Annotated in this window: 13 protein-coding genes; 3 read left to right on the forward strand and 10 right to left on the reverse strand. The window is 37.1% G+C overall.

Features of this window, described 5'->3' with window-relative positions; translation table 11 throughout:
- Positions 1–20 precede the first annotated feature (20 nt).
- The 6 genes from FN817_RS14880 to ahcY all read right to left on the reverse strand — a co-directional run bounded on the left by FN817_RS14880 (position 21) and on the right by ahcY (position 7,685).
- Positions 21–1,580, reverse strand: a complete 1,560-nt coding sequence (locus tag FN817_RS14880; RefSeq protein ID WP_142718639.1) for a BspA family leucine-rich repeat surface protein — start codon at positions 1,578–1,580, stop codon at positions 21–23.
- 16 nt (positions 1,581–1,596) lie between these two features.
- Complete coding sequence (locus FN817_RS14885; RefSeq protein ID WP_142718640.1) at positions 1,597–3,267, reverse strand: BspA family leucine-rich repeat surface protein; 1,671 nt, start codon at positions 3,265–3,267, stop codon at positions 1,597–1,599.
- 23 nt (positions 3,268–3,290) lie between these two features.
- Positions 3,291–4,613: a BspA family leucine-rich repeat surface protein gene (locus tag FN817_RS14890; RefSeq protein WP_142718641.1), complete on the reverse strand. Its 1,323-nt coding sequence runs from the start codon at positions 4,611–4,613 to the stop codon at positions 3,291–3,293.
- A 183-nt stretch (positions 4,614–4,796) separates the two neighbouring features.
- Positions 4,797–5,189, reverse strand: a complete 393-nt coding sequence (gene yiaA, locus FN817_RS14895) for an inner membrane protein YiaA (RefSeq protein ID WP_142718642.1) — start codon at positions 5,187–5,189, stop codon at positions 4,797–4,799.
- 275 nt (positions 5,190–5,464) lie between these two features.
- The gene (locus FN817_RS14900; protein ID WP_142718643.1) at positions 5,465–6,268 is read right to left on the reverse strand and encodes a hypothetical protein; all 804 of its coding nucleotides are present in this window, start codon (positions 6,266–6,268) and stop codon (positions 5,465–5,467) included.
- 103 nt (positions 6,269–6,371) lie between these two features.
- A complete protein-coding gene (ahcY, locus tag FN817_RS14905) occupies positions 6,372–7,685 on the reverse strand; it encodes an adenosylhomocysteinase (RefSeq protein ID WP_047421190.1) in 1,314 nt (437 codons plus the stop codon).
- Positions 7,686–7,851: 166 nt separating this feature from the next.
- Here ahcY and FN817_RS14910 point away from each other — a divergent pair, with 166 nt between their 5' ends.
- Entirely contained in the window at positions 7,852–8,370 is a 519-nt protein-coding gene (locus FN817_RS14910; protein ID WP_142718644.1) for a pyridoxamine 5'-phosphate oxidase family protein, read from the forward strand.
- Here the strand turns inward: FN817_RS14910 and FN817_RS14915 are convergent, their stop codons facing one another.
- Positions 8,371–8,613 (reverse strand): hypothetical protein, encoded by a 243-nt coding sequence (locus FN817_RS14915; protein ID WP_142718645.1) that lies wholly within the window; start codon positions 8,611–8,613, stop codon positions 8,371–8,373.
- Between the two features lie 35 nt (positions 8,614–8,648).
- Between FN817_RS14915 and FN817_RS14920 the strand changes: the two genes are divergently transcribed.
- Positions 8,649–9,263 (forward strand): 4'-phosphopantetheinyl transferase family protein, encoded by a 615-nt coding sequence (locus tag FN817_RS14920; protein ID WP_142718646.1) that lies wholly within the window; start codon positions 8,649–8,651, stop codon positions 9,261–9,263.
- On the opposite strand, the gene FN817_RS14925 is transcribed toward FN817_RS14920, so the two are convergent.
- Positions 9,244–11,508: an FUSC family protein gene (locus tag FN817_RS14925; protein WP_142718647.1), complete on the reverse strand. Its 2,265-nt coding sequence runs from the start codon at positions 11,506–11,508 to the stop codon at positions 9,244–9,246. The two genes, FN817_RS14920 and FN817_RS14925, sit on opposite strands and share 20 nt — an antisense overlap.
- Before the next feature lie 219 nt (positions 11,509–11,727).
- On the opposite strand from FN817_RS14925, the gene blaCHM reads away from it, so the two are divergent.
- Positions 11,728–12,486 carry a CHM family subclass B1 metallo-beta-lactamase gene (blaCHM, locus tag FN817_RS14930; RefSeq protein WP_142718648.1) on the forward strand — a complete coding sequence of 253 codons (759 nt, stop codon included), beginning with the start codon at positions 11,728–11,730 and terminating at the stop codon, positions 12,484–12,486.
- A 137-nt stretch (positions 12,487–12,623) separates the two neighbouring features.
- Here the strand turns inward: blaCHM and porV are convergent, their stop codons facing one another.
- Together porV and porU are read right to left on the reverse strand one after the other, a co-directional pair.
- The gene (porV, locus tag FN817_RS14935; RefSeq protein ID WP_047378455.1) at positions 12,624–13,787 is read right to left on the reverse strand and encodes a type IX secretion system outer membrane channel protein PorV; all 1,164 of its coding nucleotides are present in this window, start codon (positions 13,785–13,787) and stop codon (positions 12,624–12,626) included.
- 59 nt (positions 13,788–13,846) lie between these two features.
- On the reverse strand, positions 13,847–17,749 hold the full coding sequence (gene porU / locus FN817_RS14940) for a type IX secretion system sortase PorU (RefSeq protein WP_142718649.1): 3,903 nt from the start codon (positions 17,747–17,749) through the stop codon (positions 13,847–13,849).
- Between the last annotated feature and the right edge of the window lie 86 nt (positions 17,750–17,835).

Raw genomic sequence — 17,835 nt, forward strand, 5'->3', positions numbered from 1 at the left:
TAAAGCGAGGTTTCTTTGTTTTATTTCTTGATGAATTTTGAAGAGATTGTTTTATCTTTCAGAATGAGTTGTAAAATATAATTCCCTTTTGGTAAAGATCCTACATTAATCATATCCCTATTAGGGTTTCCTTCCAGTACAAGTCTTCCACTTGCATCAAAAATTCTATACTTTTTAATGTCACTTAGTCCTTCAATATGAATATCATCCACAGCGGGATTGGGATATAGTGAAAGTTTTTTATTCAGCTTGACTTCCGATGAAGACAGTAAACAGTTTCCTACTGTATCCCCCGACATTGTCCATCCTTTGCTGATGAGAATATTCCTTTTATCTGCGCCATTGGAAGCATAAGTCAAAGGGGTTACAATATCTAAATCAACATTATTGGCAGTATCAGGATTATCTGCCCATCCTGCAAGTGTTTTACTGAAATTTTCACAATCCATTCCTGTCTGCATGAAAGCCTGGGCTCCATTATTTACGCTGGCAAGATTCCAGCTTGCAAGGGAATGATTAAAGTTGGGTGTTTCCTTAAGAATCTGGTCTATTCTGGTAACCTTGGTCATATCCCAATTTTCAAGGGAATGACTATAGGCCGTGCAGCCATGAATAGCATGGGCCATATTGGTAATTTTAGACGTATTCCAATTATTTAAGGATTGATTGAAACCGGAATCAAAATGGAACATAAAACGAATGTCTTCAAGACTTGAGGTATCCCAGTTATCCATGGGTTGATTATAGTTTGGACAAAGAGCAAACATCCATTTCATATCAGTTACATTGGAAACGTCCCAGTTGTTTAATGTCTGGTTAAAGATCCCTCTTCCTGCAAACATAAAGCTGAGATCAGTAGCTGATGACATGTTCCAGGTATTAAGATAAGGAGAATTGAACTGATCGGGAATTGAAGTATTGATACTATCAAAGATAATAGAAAACATAAATCTGAATTTCTTAAGCTTAGAAGTATTCCAGTTTTGCATGGAGCTTGCGCCTGTAAAGGTTTTTGCACCGTAAAACATATAAGAAGCATCTTCAACATTACTAAGATCTGGAATATCAGTTGCAGTGAGCTGAATCAGTTTACATTGGCTGAAAGCACTGTTCATTGTTGTCCAGGCAATATTTCCCCATTGTTCTATTTCCAGTATTTTATCTGCACTTCCGTTGATCTGCCAGACCGGAAAAATCTGATCCGGAAGCTGAACCTCCTGTACATCTCCGAATTTTATGTGTTGAAAAACTCCATTCCCGTTACTCACTTTTACTCTATATTTTGCATCATTCTTTTCTGCCATTGATGTACCGAAATCAATAAAAACCTGTTTTGTAGAGGTTATATTAGTAAGAGAACCATTGTGCTGGGGATAGTCTACCTCTTCCCAATAAATATCATAGTTTTCGCCAATTCCAGGAAACCATATTTGTTGATCATTTGCCTGATACGGTGCACTTACGGTGATAGGCTGTAGTACTGTAGAGGCAGGTTTCCAGATAGTGATAAATTCATTCTGGGCTTTCACCATGAATATCAGCAGAATAAAAAAGCTCACCACAATTTTTTTGAATACCATATGGATGATTTTATAGTTATTTTTTGATGAATTTTAAGTTTTGAATATCTTCTTTTGAAGAAAGCTGTAAAATATAATTCCCAGGAACTAAAGGCTGAATATTAATCTGTTCATTCACCAGATTTCCACTGGAGACAATTCTTCCGCTTACATCAATAATTTTAAAGTCTTTACCGTTGGAATTTTTTACATAAATAATATCTGTGGCAGGATTCGGGTAAATGCTTAGTTCTCCTTTTACTTTTACATCAGAAGTTCCAAGGAAGGATTGACATTCTGCGTTATATGTATCACCACTTATTGTCCAGCCTTTGTTGTTAATCAGATAGTTTCTGGCAGTTACTGCTGCATTATGGGAATAAGTAAGAGGTAAAACTGAGGATAGGTTAATATTATTGGGTGTGGAAGGATTCAGGCTCCAGCCATACAATGTGCTGTCATAATTCTGACAGTTCAACGCAGAGTTTTTAAACATATTGGAAGCGTTCAGTAAAGAACTCAGCTTCCAGCTTCCTAAATTTTGATTAAAAAGAATCGCATTACTGAACATGTTGTTCATGTTTTTTACTAAAGCTACATTCCATTTTCCTATATTCTGATTGAATTTTTTAGCACCATTGAACATATCCTGCATCCATTGTACTTTTCTGGTATCCCAATTGGAAATATTGCTGTTAAAATTCTCAGCATTATTAAACATGCCACTCATAATGGTAGCACTGCCTGTATCCCATTGAGATAGATCTTGATTGAAAGTCTTTGCTCCATTAAACATATGATTCATTTCAATAATTTGTGAGGTATTCCAGCTTCCGAGCGGTTGATTGAAATTTATAGCATTTGAAAACATGAATTCTGCATCAAGATTACTAGACATATCCCAGTTTCCGATAGGCTGATTAAACTGAGTCGCTCCACTAAACATAGCGGCTGTAGCAGTTACTTTGGAGGTATCCCAATTTGCCAGTGGTTGATTGAAAAGCTTTGCAGCAGAGAATGTTATACCCATCATGGTAACATTGGATGTGTTCCAGTCTCCAACCGGCTGGTTGAATACAAAACATCCTGAAAAAGTTCCCAGCAGTGTCGTTACATTGGAAGTATTCCAGGTATTGATACTGGAGTTTCCCACTAAGCTGTAGCAGCCTAAAAACATGTGAGACATATCAGTTACCTCTTTCAGGTCCGGAACATCTGTTGCTGTAAAATCTAAAATTTTGCATGCCTGAAATGCCTGTTCCATAGAAGACCACTGAATGTTTCCCCATTGTTCTATTAATTGTATTTTATGAACATCCCCTACAATTCCGTTATCGTTGAACATATCCCAGTCTGCAAATCTTATCTGATGAAAATTTCCGTTTCCATTGCTTACTTTCAACCGGTAAGTGGCATCTGATGGATTGGGGTTGTGCGGGACTCCGAAATCGATCAAGGTTTGATAAGCAGAAGTTACATTTAAGGTCGCATTGTGTGAAGGGTAGCCTATTTCTTCCCAATGGATTTTAAAGTTTGTCCCTCTTCCGGGAAACCAGATTTGATTAGTATTTGAGTTAACGGGAATTCCTGCATAAGGATAAGAAGGCGGGGGAAGGCTGGGTTTCCATACCGTGATAAATTCATTTTGTGCCTTTACCAGGAATATCAGCAAAAGAAAAACAAGTGTTGGAATTTTTTTAAAAATCATGGTTATCGTTTTATGGTATTAGTTTATTGTTTGATGAACGGGAGTGAATGAATTGTATTCTTTGTCAGAACTTGAAGGATATAATTTCCCGGAGACAAAAGTCTGACATTAATCTTTTCATATTCAAGGTTGTCCTTGGCAACAGTTCTTCCGCTCATATCGGTGATAATATAACTTACTGCATTGGGAATATTTTTCAGATGAATATGATCTTTTGAGGGATTGGGATAAATAGATGCTTTGCCGGTAATCTCTCTTTCAGAAGTTGAAAGTGTCTGATTGCACAGTCCGTTATAAGAATCGCCTGATATAGTCCAGCCTTTAGAATTGATTAAAAAATTTCTTGCGGCTACGGCATCAGCATGAGAATAAACTAATGGAGCAGCGCTTGACAGGTTAATATTAGCAGGGGTTGATGAGCTTTGACTCCACCCGTAAAGCGTTTTATCATAATTCAGGCAGCTCATCGCAGAATTGAGAAACATACCCGTAGCTGTTGTTAACGAACTTAAATTCCATCTTCCAATATCCTGATTAAAAGCGGTGTTATGGAACATTTCGTTCATATTGGTGACATTGGCTGTATTCCAGTTTTGAAGATCCTGGTTGAAATTTTCTGAATCATGAAACATATGCTCCATAGTGGTCACGTTTGCTGTATTCCATTCGCTGAGAGGCTGGTTGAATCCGGTATAGTCAAACATATAGGACATATCTGTAACATTCGAAGTATCCCAGTTTCCCAGCGGCTGGTTGAAGAGATTATCGTCCCCAAACATATAATACATATCTGTAATGGTAGTTGTATCCCATGTATTGAAAGAGGAATTACCAACTAATGATATACATAAATAAAACATCTGGCGCATACTGGTTACCATGCTGAGGTCTGGTGCATCAGTAGCCGTAACATCCATATTGTCGCAGTATACAAAAGCATTGTCAAAGCTTTTCCATTTTATATTTCCCCATTGGGTAATTTGGGTAATTTTTGAACGGTCTGAAGCATTATAAGTAGGAATTAATGTATTGTCAAAGAATCTCACCTGATCGAAACTTCCGTTTCCATCACTGATTTTGATTTTGTAGCTGGCTTGGGCAGGAGAGGGGTTTAATGGTGTTCCTAAATTGATGATGAATTCAGTAGTGGAAGTTACATTATTCATCGTCCCGTTATGTTGCGGATATCCTACCTCTTCCCAAGATACCTTGAAATTGGTTCCCCGGCCCGGAAATTTAATGTTTTGTGCGTTATGGGTTTTCCAGATAGTGATAAACTCATTCTGAGCTTTTATTGTGAGTATAAACAAAAGGAAAATGAGTAATGAGATTTTTTTTAAAATCATGATTATAGTTTATGGTATTAGTTTTAAGGTGAAAATAGAAATAAGTGAATATTTTTAATTATATCTCTATTTTATGATATAAATATATGAAAATTTTAAAATATTAGTAATATTATTCGTTAATCTTTTAAGTTTTGTTTATTTTGATCAAATAAAAAACTCTCCGTTTTGGAGAGTTTTATTTTATTCCTGAAGCATATTGTCACGGGTGTTTTTCTGGACTGCTATAGCTCCGAAGAGCGCGAGCAAAAAGGCAAAGGCATAAAAACCTTTTTCACTTGGAAGGATAGTGGCGTTCCAAAGTCCGATGGCCAGCAATATAATAGATGATAATGTGGCAAACCAGCAGATCCCATAATAAATATCTGTTACCTGAATGTTTTCTAACCTGTCGCGCACTGCTTTCTGTAGAGAAACAACTGCAAATAAGCCATAAAGAAGAATGGTGAAATAATATCCCTTTTCATTCAGCAGCATTTCCGCTCTTGCAAGACCCACGATAAAGCCGATCATTCCTGCTCCCAACGCTACCCACGATGCAGCCACAAATGCATTCGATACTCTTTGTTTTTTCATAGTTTAATGTTTATTTTAAGAGGGCTAAGATATTCATTTTTTGTAAATAGAGCTGTAGTAAAGAGGAAATATGGGTAAAATACGGTATATATGCCTGCATTCAATATTTTTTAAGTTTTGGCTAAAGCCGATGGAATGTATTGATTAGTAAGACGGACTAAAGTCCGTCCTATTGAATAAGAATAAAACTTCCAGAGATATAACCAGCTCCCACACACCGGATCTGAAAATCACATTCCCAATAAAAAACTCTCCAAATTGGAGAGCTTTTGTTTTTATTGAGTGATATATTCGTAATTATATTGAGCAGAAAGGCTTCCATTAGCTTCTTTTGAGACAACCTGCACAGGAAAACCGGCGCTGTTGTATTGAATCGTGGAAGTTCGGGTTTGGTTTTGTGTCCAGACTCCATTGCTTTTGAAACTTATCTTTTCTGTAAGATAATTGTTTTTACTTGCAGCATAGGCTCCTCCCATCATAATTTTTAAATATTTATTGATATTGATGTATGGGTTCAGCTTATCATCGTAAGAGTAAACAATTTTAGTGCTGTAGCTGGAACCTCCACCTTCTGAAGTTTCTGATGAAATATTGTTTCCATCATAAGTGAAAGTGTCCACGATCGGATTGGAACAGGCTGGTGACTGGCAAAGAGATGAAGAAATCATCTGTCCGTTGGTATTATAGTTATAAGTAATCGTTCTGTTGTAATCCGGATTACTGGTGTATATTGCCTTAACAGTAGTTAGTAGATCCCCATTGTAAGTATATGCCGAATAATAGTCTACGGTGCCATCTGGCCTATAATAAGTGGTCTTTGTAGGTTTTCCGTTACTGTATTCGAACTCGGATGATCCTGATGAGGATAACGTTTTGATAAGTTCACCTTGATTATTGTATTCAAGCGTTTGTATGCTGGTCTGTGGCTGAGCCGGGTTGTCGTAGTAAACTATAGTAACTTTACTTAATAATACCTTTGGTTCGGAAGGTGTATTGGTTCCATCATTATCATCATTGCTGCTGCAGCTGTTAAAGAATAGCACAGAGCTCATGAGTCCTAGAAATAAGAAATTTTTCATGTTATTAATTTTAGCTGACAAAAATAAGAAATGCTTCATATGCTGCATAAAAAAATCCCGCTATCTTAGAAATAGTGGGATCATATCATGTTTTATATAGATCTTAGTATCTGTAGTATTCAGGCTTGAATGGGCCTTTTACGTCAACTCCGATGTATTCAGCCTGCTCAGGAGAAAGAGTTTCAAGCTCTACGCTTAATTTCTTAAGGTGTAAAGCCGCTACTTTTTCATCCAAGTGCTTAGGAAGCATATATACTTCGTTTTTGTATGCAGCTGAGTTATTCCATAATTCGATCTGTGCCAAAGTCTGGTTAGAGAAAGAGTTAGACATTACGAAACTTGGGTGGCCTGTAGCACATCCTAAGTTTACCAATCTACCTTCAGCCAGAATGATTACTTCTTTTCCTTCAATTGTATAGATATCAACCTGAGGTTTCACTTCAGATTTAGTCTGACCGTAGTTTTTGTTTAACCAAGCCATATCGATTTCATTATCGAAGTGACCAATGTTACAAACGATCGCTTTATCTTTCATTTTAAGGAAGTGCTCTCCTCTTACGATATTGAAGTTACCTGTTGTAGTGATGATGATATCAGCGTTGTCTACCACAGTGTCTAATCTTTTTACTTCATAACCGTCCATAGCAGCCTGAAGCGCACAGATTGGGTCAATTTCCGTAACAGTAACAATAGAACCAGCTCCTCTGAAAGAAGCAGCAGTACCTTTACCTACGTCTCCGTATCCGCAAACTACCACTCTTTTTCCGGCTAACATTACGTCTGTAGCTCTTCTTACTGCATCTACAGCAGATTCTTTACATCCGTATTTATTGTCGAATTTAGATTTAGTAACTGAATCATTTACGTTGATGGCAGGCATTACCAAAGTTCCGTTCTTCATTCTTTCGTACAGTCTGTGAACCCCTGTAGTGGTTTCTTCAGAAAGTCCTTTGATATCTTTTGTGAATTCAGGGTATTTATCAAAAACCATGTTTGTTAAATCTCCACCATCATCCAAAATCATGTTTAATGGCTTTCTGTCTTCACCAAAGAATAGAGTCTGCTCAATACACCAGTCAAACTCCTCTTCATTTAAACCTTTCCAGGCATATACCGGAATTCCTGCAGCAGCAATAGCAGCAGCAGCGTGGTCCTGTGTAGAGAAAATATTACAAGATGACCAGGTAACTTCAGCTCCTAAAGCTACCAATGTCTCGATAAGCACAGCCGTTTGGATCGTCATGTGAAGACATCCTGCGATTCTTGCTCCTTTAAGAGGTTGAGATGGTCCGTATTCTTCACGGATAGACATCAAACCGGGCATTTCTGCTTCTGCAAGGGTAATTTCTTTTCTACCCCATTCTGCAAGGGAGATATCCTTAACTTTATAAGGAACGTATTGTGTTGTAGTACTCATATGTAATGAATAATTTTTAAATTCAATTGATAACGAAAGGCAAAATTACGATTAATAATTAAGATATAAAAACGACACTTCAAGTTCAGTTTTATGAGATTAAACATGAATTAATATTATTTAGTCTTAATATAAATAATTAATTTTAGCTGATAAATAATATATCATGAGTCAAACCCATACAGAAAAGAAAATCAAACCTGTTGCGCCAAAAGTACAAGAACTGATCAATGCTTCTAAAAGCATTATTCTGGCTACTGTAGATGCCGAAGGGAATCCCAATTCAAGCTATGCACCTTTTGTTCAGGTAGAGCAGACGTTTTATATTCTGGTATCTTTCATGGCAAAACATACTAAGAACCTTGCTGATGGCAGAAAAACATCCATCATGTTTATTGAAGATGAATCAGCTACGAAACAGATCTATGCCCGCGAAAGGCTGACTATTGAAGCCGCAGTATCTCAGATTGAAAGAGATTCTGATGTATGGAATACTGTAGTTTCCCAACTTAAAGAAACTCACGGTAAAGTAGTGGATGTCATTTCCGAAATGGGAGATTTTATTTTAATTGCCTTGCAGCCTGTAAAAGGATCTTATGTAAATGGATTCGGGAGCGCTTATTTTGTAGATGCAAATCTTGAAATTGTAGAGCACAGAAATGATGTAAATCATCAGTCTAAATAATTAAGCTGGGAGCTGGAAGAAGGATGCTGGAAGTTTGTAAAGAGTAAGGAAGCAAAGAGTTTGTTTTTTTCTCAACGGATTCTTCAGTCTGAAAATTCTTTTTACTACGAATAGTAACTCCCATCTTCCAGCTCCCATCTTCCTTTCCTCATTCCTTTTTTCATCAAACGATTTTTTCTGACTTTGTTTATCTGTTGTTTTTATAACAAATAATAGCTTCCATCCTCCAGCTCCCAGCTTCAAGCTTTTTTTAGTATTTTTGTCTCATATAAAAAAGAATGCCACTCTACAGAGATTTTTCAGATGATAATGCCACCATCCTTGTTTGGAAGTATGATGAAAGTGAAGAGCTTGATATCAACCAACTTCTGGAGCCGGAAAATGCTGAAAAAGTAAAGGATTATCATCCCAAAAAATTATTGGAAGTTCTGATGGTACGCAAGCTCCTGAAAGGATTAAAGCCCCATTCTAAGATTTTATATAAAGAAAGAGAGCCTTTTCTTTCTCCCAATGATGCGGAAATTTCTATCACGCATTCATTTCCCTTTGCAGCCATCGCCATTTCTAAAAATAAAATAGGAATTGATGTTGAAAAGTTCAATCCTAAGATTTTAAGGGTGATCGATAAATTTACCTATGAAAATGAGCGTGGATTCATTCCTGAAGATAAAGCAGATACTTTTTATACAATTATATGGAGTGTAAAAGAAAGTATGTACAAAATTCACCACTCAAAATACTGGTCTTTAAAGAAAAACTATGAGGTAAAGCCTTTCGAGCTGAAACATATTCATAAAATAAGCTGCCGTGTCTATGACGACCAGTTTTCAGATGAATTCAAAGCCAGGGTAGAGTTTTTTGACGACTATTGCTTTACGATTGTGGAGGAGTAGGATTCGTCTCGTTTTTATATTTTTCTATAACTTTTCTCTGTTCTTTTGCTACGTCGTAGATCAGTTCCAGAATATCATGGATGTTTTTAAGCTCTGTTAAATGAGATATTTTATCAGGATCTCTTCTGTCTACGATGTCATTTTCTTCAATTTCGGTTTTTCTTTTCAGAAGCATATCTTCAATGGAAGAATCTTCCGGCTCAAGACGGCTTTCCATTTTCAATGTTTCGTTGATGTCATTTCCGTTGAGAAGAGTAGAGGTTTGCTGCATTTCTGCTTCAATCTTCCGGCTCCAGCTTTCAGCATCTATTTCCGGATATTGCTCATTACTTTTGGAGTATTGGGAAAGAGAAGCGGTATAGGCTGTGATCAGGTGTGATGTTGCCACAAACTGATGAACAACTTCCAGTTTTTTCTGCTGATTCTTAGGATCCGAAATCATTCTCTGGAAATTGTCGGAAAGGTTGGCCAAAGAAATAATTGCATTTTTTCGCTTTACTTTATAATCTTCAAGATCAAAATTTCCCTGTAAGAATTTGGAAATTACACTCTGGAAATAGATAAGGTTGTCTGCTGCAGACTTCTTCATCAGATCCAGGTTTTGGGTATGTTCCCAAACCGGCAGTACAATGTAGGATACCAAAAAAGCAATGATTCCGGCAATGGCTGTATCAAATATTCTGTCTTTAAAAATGATATTAACTTTTCCCGGATTTAAAAAATTAAAACTCAGGAAAACATAGATTGTCATAAATAATACCGCCCAAAAATACCGTCCTTTCAGGAAACTGAAACACATAATCATGCTGATAAGCAGAATAGCGAATAAAACACCGTTAATGTGTATAAAATATAGAATGGCATAAGCAATGCTGGCTCCTGCAATCGTTCCATAGAGACGGAGAAGATTTCTCTGCTTTGTAATGGAATAGGCCGGTTTTAAAATGGCAGTAATGGTAATTAATATCCAATATGTATGGCCCAATCCCAGAAGATCAAACATCGAGAAAATATATCCCAGCAGCAAAGCGGTTGTAATTCTTATCGCATGGCGGAAATGGGAAGAGGATAACGAAATATTATTCCTTAAAACCTTAGCATTGAGTTTGGGTTCATTAGGCATAAATTTTTTCAAATCTAATCCTGTGGATAAACTCTTTGCCAGTTTTATATTCTGGGAAAATACTTTATAAATCTCGTTGATTTCTTTGGTAATTTCATAGATACGCATCAGGATCTGGCGCAGGATCATGAAATTTTCCAGGTTGTCGGGAGAAAGCTGCTTATTTCTGAGTTCGAAATAATTATAATTAAGATTCTTTAATTCCAGTTCCAGATTCACCATTGGCTTTGCTCTGGTACCGCTTTGAAGTGCGATTCCGATATTGGTGATCTCTTCGGCCAAAAGATTGAGATAATCATGGATATTAACCAGAATCATGCTGTCTTCAAAGCTCTGTTGAAGCTTCTGATAATCACTTTCAGAGGTCATCAGCTTTTCATGAAGGTCCATCGAGTTCAGGAACATCAGCATCAATAAACGACTTGTTGTAGTAGATTCATTGACAATGGTTCTTGTTTTAAAAACGGTTTCTCTGGTATCTTCCTGCAGGTTTTTTATTTCAATCTGCTTGGCAATAACCTGAGTGGTCAGTTTATTAAAATCCGGATTCTTCTGATAATAATTCGCTTTAATCTTTAAAAACTCGGCCAGCTGAAGATAATTTTCTCCAATCATCTGGCTTGCCAGTTTATAGGGACGAATGGTTGTTACAATAAGGAATATAAGCAGAAACCAGATACAACCCGAAGCAAAGATCAGCAGACTTTTAAAGATATTACTTCCTGTAAGATGACCGTCAATAAAGATGGCGAGTACAACGAGTGATAGTGAACCTACTGCCGCCAATCTCTGACCGTAAACCCCGATCAGGGAAAAAAACATCCCGAAGACAATGACTTCCAGAAGTACCAGTACTTTGATATTCATTACAAGGCTGGCAATGAGTGCTACAAAGACAAAACAACAGATAGCGAAAGTAAGAGCATTTCTTCTTCGGATAAAAGGACCGGGTTGGTCTGTAAGCGCTACAAAGCTGGTTCCCAGAGGAAAAAGAAAATATTCTTTCAAAATTCCAAAGTGGGCAAGTACTAAACAAGGCAGAACAGTAGCTAATGTAATTCTGATTGCAGAATATACATACTGACTGGTTACAAATTTTTTTAGTTCTGCCGAATAGTTCATATTACAAAAATAGCTATTGAATTTAAGAAAATCGCCATAAAAAAAAGACTTTTGTAAACTTAATATTATATTTCATTCAAAGCAATCAGTTGTTCGGTCTAAAAGAAATTCACAGACAAATAGAATTACCGGCAGATTATTCTCTTTTAACGTTTTTGCGGATAAATATGTTCTGCGAATTCTTACCTTAGCTTATCTCAATTCTTAAACAATACACTCATGAAAATCATTGTTAAAAATATATTCATCATATTATTTTCTTTTTTCATTCTAAGTTGCAGCGCACAAAGCAAGGAAAGTTTTAAAGCAAAAGAAATTTATAAATCCAACAGCCTGATTATTACTCAGATTTCAGAAAATGCTTTTATCCATACTTCTTTTAAACAAACGAATGATTTCGGAAATGTACCCTGTAACGGATTGATTGTAAAAGATAAGAATGAAACGATTGTTTTTGATACACCAACTAATGATAAAGGTTCAGAAGAACTGATCCAATGGATTAACGAAAAACTTCATGCAAAAATCAATGCTGTGATCCCGACTCATTTTCACGATGACAGCCTTGGAGGATTGCTGGCATTCCATAAAAAGAATATACCATCGTATTCTTATGTTAAAACAATAGAACTCGCCAAAGAAAATAATTTCGTTATTCCTGAAAACAGTTTTAATGATTCTGCTATTTTGAAAGTGGGGGATAAGGATGTTGTTGCCAGGTATTTTGGAGAAGGGCATACAAAAGATAATGCTGTGGGATATTTCCCGAGTGAACATATTCTGTTTGGAGGTTGTTTATTGAAAGAACTTGAGGCAGGTAAAGGATATTTGGGAGATGCAAACGTTTCTGCCTGGTCAGGTACGGTTGGAAAGGTTAAAAAAGAATATCCTGATGTGAAAATTGTAGTCCCCGGACATGGAGATTATGGAGACGCACGACTTCTTGATTATACCATTACATTATTTAAAAGTCAATAGTGAATTTTGCTTCGCAAGTGAATGCTGAATGGTAGCATGTAAAAAATTGGCAAGCGAAGCGGATTGACCTTTCACAATTGATAAAAAAAGCCTCATTACAATGTATGAGGCTTTTTGTATATAGCTGTAGCTGTTTTTTAACGATCGTTGTTGGATGTTTCTTCTCCAATGTTCCAGGTAAGACCGAAACGAAGGGTGTTATCCAAAGCACTGTTGATTTTAGACATATTGATCAGGTAAGAAAGATCAAGACCGAAAGAACGGTATCTTAAACCAACACCCGCTGTAGCAAACTGTCTTGCTCCCTGCTCTTCACTTTCATGGAAGTAACCTCCTCTTACAGAAAATGCATTGTCATAAGAGTATTCTAAAGCACCACTATACATGATACTGTTTTTGTTTTTGAAAGATTTTCCGATACCAGCCATTGGCCCTACATTCGGGATTTGATAAATAGGCTGTCTTGTATTGGGATCAATTCCTGCATACTCAGATCCGGGAACCAAAAGTTTTGAACCTTCCACAGAAATTCCAACTCTGTTCATATCATCCAGGTACATGTCATATCCAACCCCTAATCTTGCCATTGTAGGAAGATAAGATCTTGATTCTTCATTTCCTGTATAATCCAGTTTCGGACCTACGTTCTGAATTGCTAAACCTGCATTCACTTTACCATCATATCCTCCGATACTGGAGAATCTTGGTGAGGTATAGTATGCTGAAACGTCTACTGCGAAACTGTTAGCCGCTTTTAGTGTAGTGTCTGTGTTGAATCCTCCGGCTAAGTCTGAACGGATAAATCTACCGGTAACAGCACCAGAGAATGAATCAGAAAGCTTCAAAGCATAAGCAACGTCAATTGAGAATTCGTTTGGTTTTGATGTACCCATTGATGCAATTTCTGTACCTACCAGCTGAGTAAGGTCTACCTGCCCCATGTTGAAATAATAGATACTTGCAGAGATTGTAGATCTCTCTTCCTGCCCCAGAAACTTGTGGAACGAAGCATATAATAAGAATACATCATTGGTAAGTTTTCCCATGTAAGGTGTATAGTTAAGACCTACGGAAGAACTTGTTCTGCTGAAAGGATATTTAGCCGCATTCCAGAATTGTGAAAATGCATCCGGAGAGGTTACCACCCCTTGGTCTCCCATACCTCCTGATCTCGCATCAGGCGCAATTCTTAGGAAAGGAGCTCCGGTAAGAACTGGGTTTACTTTACCTAAATCTTGCGAATAGCCTAAAAAACCAGCACTCAAACCAAATCCTAAAAGCAGTTTAGTAGTTAAATTCATATGTTGTCTTTTATATATTATCAGTTTTTTATTAATATTATTGTCTATGTATTATTTAATTATTTCAAAAGTACCATTTTTTCTACAGCTGTAGCACTTCCTTTGCATTTTTCTTGATTTTGACTTTTTGCAAATATCTTAAAAATATACGTACCTTTTGCTACTGTTGACCCAAAATCATCTCTTCCGTCCCATTCTATTGCCTGACGAGGGGTTCTAAAGCCCTGTAGGAACGGTTCTGCAACTACCGGTTGTGATAAAGTTCTTACCAATCTTCCGGTTATAGTATAAATTTGTACGTTCACATCCAGAATATCATCACAATTGTGCTCAAACTGAATATAAGTTTTGTTTGTAAACGGATTTGGCCAGTTCAGCGGACGGTTGATCGTCAGGTGTTGGTCAGATTCATCTTTAACTTCAAAATTTAACGTAGCAGATGTAGAATTATTGTTTATGTCCCAAACTTTAAATGTCAATTGGTGTTGTCCAATTGCTAAATTTCTGAAAGGATAGGTTACATTTCCTTTTTGATAGTCAGCAAGACTTGGATTTAAACATCCGTTTCCTTCTCCCGCACTATAAAAATCATTTAAAACAACCGTGTTGATAATCTGTCCGTCCAGGTATGTTGTAATATCATGACCTACCCCTGATCCTGTGGCATTGATTCCTGTGTCATCCGTAAGGCAGGCAAGAAGCATTGGATTCTGGTTGGTAATTCCACCATCTGCAAAGTTGGTGTTATTCATGTACAGTTTTACTTTTGGAGGTTGGTTATCATTGATTCCATTAGGGTTGATATCACCTACCTGTACTGCCTGGTTGTTGAAAACATCCGTTGCCTTATTGTCTGCGTAGGCTAAAATTCTTCCCTGACCCACTGCATAGTTAATGTCTTTAGGAACATAGAATTCTGCAGTGAATACTCCGTTTACAGCAGTTCCGGCAGCTTTTACAATAGCGCTTCCTTCCTCTGTATAATCTAAAACAGGAGATAAAACACCGGTATTATTTAATGTTTTCTTATTTAATCTTTTATCAAAAATATTGATGCTGACTCTTCCATTGAAGGTATTGTTCAATGTTCCGTTCGGATTATTGATGTGTCCTTTTATTTTCACGAAGTCTAATCCTCTGATCAGTCCGGGAACCGGAGTTTCAATATTATCAATGGTAAGAAGTCTTTGCGGTCTGCTTAATTTCATAGCAGGATCACCCAGGAAATTTACCTTCAGGTGGTTGTTGTTTGGACCCTTCTGCTTTTTAGCTAGTAAATGTGCATTTCCTAATGTATTGAAATCGTCATTCGTTAATTTAAAAATATTTTGGGTAAATGTATTTGTAAAATCACGGCCGTAATCTACACCAATAGCACGGCTGGAAGTAATCATTGTTGATGCACCTCCCTGCTTCATTTTGATAAACTGTTCCCCTACAGAATTGGTTGCAGGCTCATCCCATAATGTAAATTCACAGGTGATGGTAGAAACAAACGGGAATCTGCTGTATACATTAGAGAAATTGTTGGCATTCTGAACCTCAGTAGATGTTAAGACTCTTTCCTGTGCCCAACCGTTAATTCCTCCGTGCCCGAAATAAAACAGATATAAACTGTTTCCGATCGCATTGGAAATAGCCTGGTTTACCTGTGGATATCTTCGTCCTCCAGATGTACTCTGAGCGGTGAAGGCATCCATGTATAATTTTTTAACGTTGTATTCTTTCAGTTCTAGCTGGCCGGGCTGTTCAAATATACTGGACAAACTGCTGTCCATTACATTATGGAAAGGACTTCCTCCTTCGTTATTATCATCCACAACGAAGTCAAGTCGCATACGCCAGTCTCCGAAAGGAGTTGACTGCCCTTGAAGAGAGTTATAATAAGCCAGCGTTTTGTTGATCATATCTCCAGCTTCACTCACGTTTGCAGCCGGGATTCTTCCCACAGGCAGGTCCGGTAAATTATTTTCAATTAATAATGTGTTCTGCGGCTTGGTCATTACAATATAATCATCCGTCACAAATGAGGATACATAATCTGAAGACTGCTCACTCTGGTAGCTGGAAACAACATTTGAATTATTGGGAACTCTGTTTTTATAATCAAATGAAGCATCCCCCAGAATAAATACATATTGAAGTCTGCCAAGTGGAGTATTGAGTTTGCTGACGAAATCTCTTACCGCCGTAAGATCTTTACTTCCGCTGCCATATTCTTCATAGATTTTGTTGACGTCTACAATTTCCACCTTATAATTATGAGCAGTCTGATGATAGTTGGCAAGTCTCTGTGCCTGACCCATCATTTCAGGAACTGTCAGAATCAGGTAATCTATATTTTGTAAAGCAGAGAGATTCTGATTGGAAATTCTTCCTACAAATTGTGGGCTGAAAGCCGCATCAGCGCGGAAAGCCACAAATTCATTATTGAAATTCTGATCAGCTGCCGTATAAGCAAAGTTGAAAGCGCCGCCTCCGGCTTTATTCACTCTTCTGTTGGCATTGGTAATATCCGTTACGTCCCATACCTGCTCTATATTGGCAGCATTGGTAATGCTGAACCCGTAATCTGTATTGCTTCCGCTTACAATGGAATAATCCCTGAAGTTCATCTGTGAACCATTGAAGGCAAGATTTTCTTTGTACTGAACCTCTACATAGTCAAAATAGAAAGTTCCGTTAGGGTTTTTAGAAATATCAGGATTATAAACCATTGTAATCTGGTTTCCGGTAAGATTGGTAAGCGTTCCGGTAAAGGTTACAGGGTAGAAGGTATACTGATACGATGAAGTATCCGTAGGGATCGTTTGCAGAGGGTGCGGGTTTAAATTATTGATTTTGAAATCAATTGTATTCTGCTGTGAATTATAGGCAACCACCTGAGTTCTGTATCGTATAACATCACCAGCCTGTATAGGTGAGTTGGTAGAAAGTGTTACTGTTTTTTCATTGCTGAAAGGAGTGTCTTCCACCCATGTTCTACCTACTTTCAACAGGTTTTTCTGATCCTTGTTGATCACCTGGTAACTGTCATATCTGGTGATCAGCTGGGCAGGAAGGTTTCCGTCAACAGTCGGAACTCTTTTTCCGGAACCTTTGTCAAAGTTGATATAGTAATAAGAGTAATCTTCATATATATTTTTAACATTATTACTTCTTTCGCTGAATCGGGTATCCTTTCTTTTAAAACCATTTCCATTGGAAGTGTCATAAAGGTTATATCCATCAGGACCCTGAGCGTAGAAAAGTGCATAATCATTATCATTCCATACTCCGTCATCTTCACCTACTACCTGAATGGCATTCTCCTGTAAAGCTCCATATCTCGCATCCTGGTTATATTCAGGAAGCATTACCCCTCCGTTTCCATAAATTCTGAAATTTTTAGGATTTATAGAACCGGGATTGATTCCGTTGTCCTTTAAAAACTGTGAGGTAATTTTGAATACACCGGACTTGTCAACTTTTATTTTGTAGAAGTTGCCGCTTGATAATGGATTGGCAGTCGTTCCTATTTTATTAACAGTCCCTGTAGTATTTACAAATGAAGAGGCTTCTGAAACATTAAACGAAGATAATCTCTGAACGCGGCCTTTTACATTTTTAAACAAAGCAACACTGATGCTGGCATAGCTGTCTCCATCCAAATTATAATAGGAAACATCTGCTACATCATAATCAGGAAGTCTTCCTTTATCCAATTCAAATAAATCCTGTGCAGGAACGTTTTCCCAGACAAGATCTGAAATTTTAAGCTGCTTTTCTCCGATTTTTTGCTTGGTTACTATAAAAACATTATTTTGGCTGAAAGAAAAACCCTCATTTTTAAAATTAGGAAGATTTAATTTTGTGTCGCCAAAATCCTGAATTTTCGAACCATTCCATTCTATGGTGTTTCTTTGGGCGTAAAGTGTTGATGCAAAAGCGATTAAAGATAAAAGCGTAATTTTTCGTTTCATGTTTACTATTGAAATTGCTAAATTACAAAATAAATGAAAATTTTAGAATTAAATTGCGATACAATAAAATTAAATTGTTAACGTTT

It is taken from the genome of Chryseobacterium rhizoplanae, assembly GCF_900182655.1.
GTDB classification, from domain to species: Bacteria; Bacteroidota; Bacteroidia; order Flavobacteriales; family Weeksellaceae; genus Chryseobacterium; species Chryseobacterium rhizoplanae.

Excerpts from the sequence above, each read along its gene's own strand:
- FN817_RS14880 (WP_142718639.1), bottom strand. The coding sequence starts at position 1,580 with ATGGTATTCAAAAAAATTGTGGTGAGCTTTTTTATTCTGCTGATATTC.
- FN817_RS14885 (WP_142718640.1), bottom strand. The coding sequence starts at position 3,267 with ATGATTTTTAAAAAAATTCCAACACTTGTTTTTCTTTTGCTGATATTC.
- FN817_RS14890 (WP_142718641.1), bottom strand. The coding sequence starts at position 4,613 with ATGATTTTAAAAAAAATCTCATTACTCATTTTCCTTTTGTTTATACTC.
- yiaA (WP_142718642.1), bottom strand. The coding sequence starts at position 5,189 with ATGAAAAAACAAAGAGTATCGAATGCATTTGTGGCTGCATCGTGGGTA.
- FN817_RS14900 (WP_142718643.1), bottom strand. The coding sequence starts at position 6,268 with ATGAAAAATTTCTTATTTCTAGGACTCATGAGCTCTGTGCTATTCTTT.
- ahcY (WP_047421190.1), bottom strand. The coding sequence starts at position 7,685 with ATGAGTACTACAACACAATACGTTCCTTATAAAGTTAAGGATATCTCC.
- FN817_RS14910 (WP_142718644.1), top strand. The coding sequence starts at position 7,852 with ATGAGTCAAACCCATACAGAAAAGAAAATCAAACCTGTTGCGCCAAAA.
- FN817_RS14920 (WP_142718646.1), top strand. The coding sequence starts at position 8,649 with ATGCCACTCTACAGAGATTTTTCAGATGATAATGCCACCATCCTTGTT.
- FN817_RS14925 (WP_142718647.1), bottom strand. The coding sequence starts at position 11,508 with ATGAACTATTCGGCAGAACTAAAAAAATTTGTAACCAGTCAGTATGTA.
- blaCHM (WP_142718648.1), top strand. The coding sequence starts at position 11,728 with ATGAAAATCATTGTTAAAAATATATTCATCATATTATTTTCTTTTTTC.
- porV (WP_047378455.1), bottom strand. The coding sequence starts at position 13,787 with ATGAATTTAACTACTAAACTGCTTTTAGGATTTGGTTTGAGTGCTGGT.
- porU (WP_142718649.1), bottom strand. The coding sequence starts at position 17,749 with ATGAAACGAAAAATTACGCTTTTATCTTTAATCGCTTTTGCATCAACA.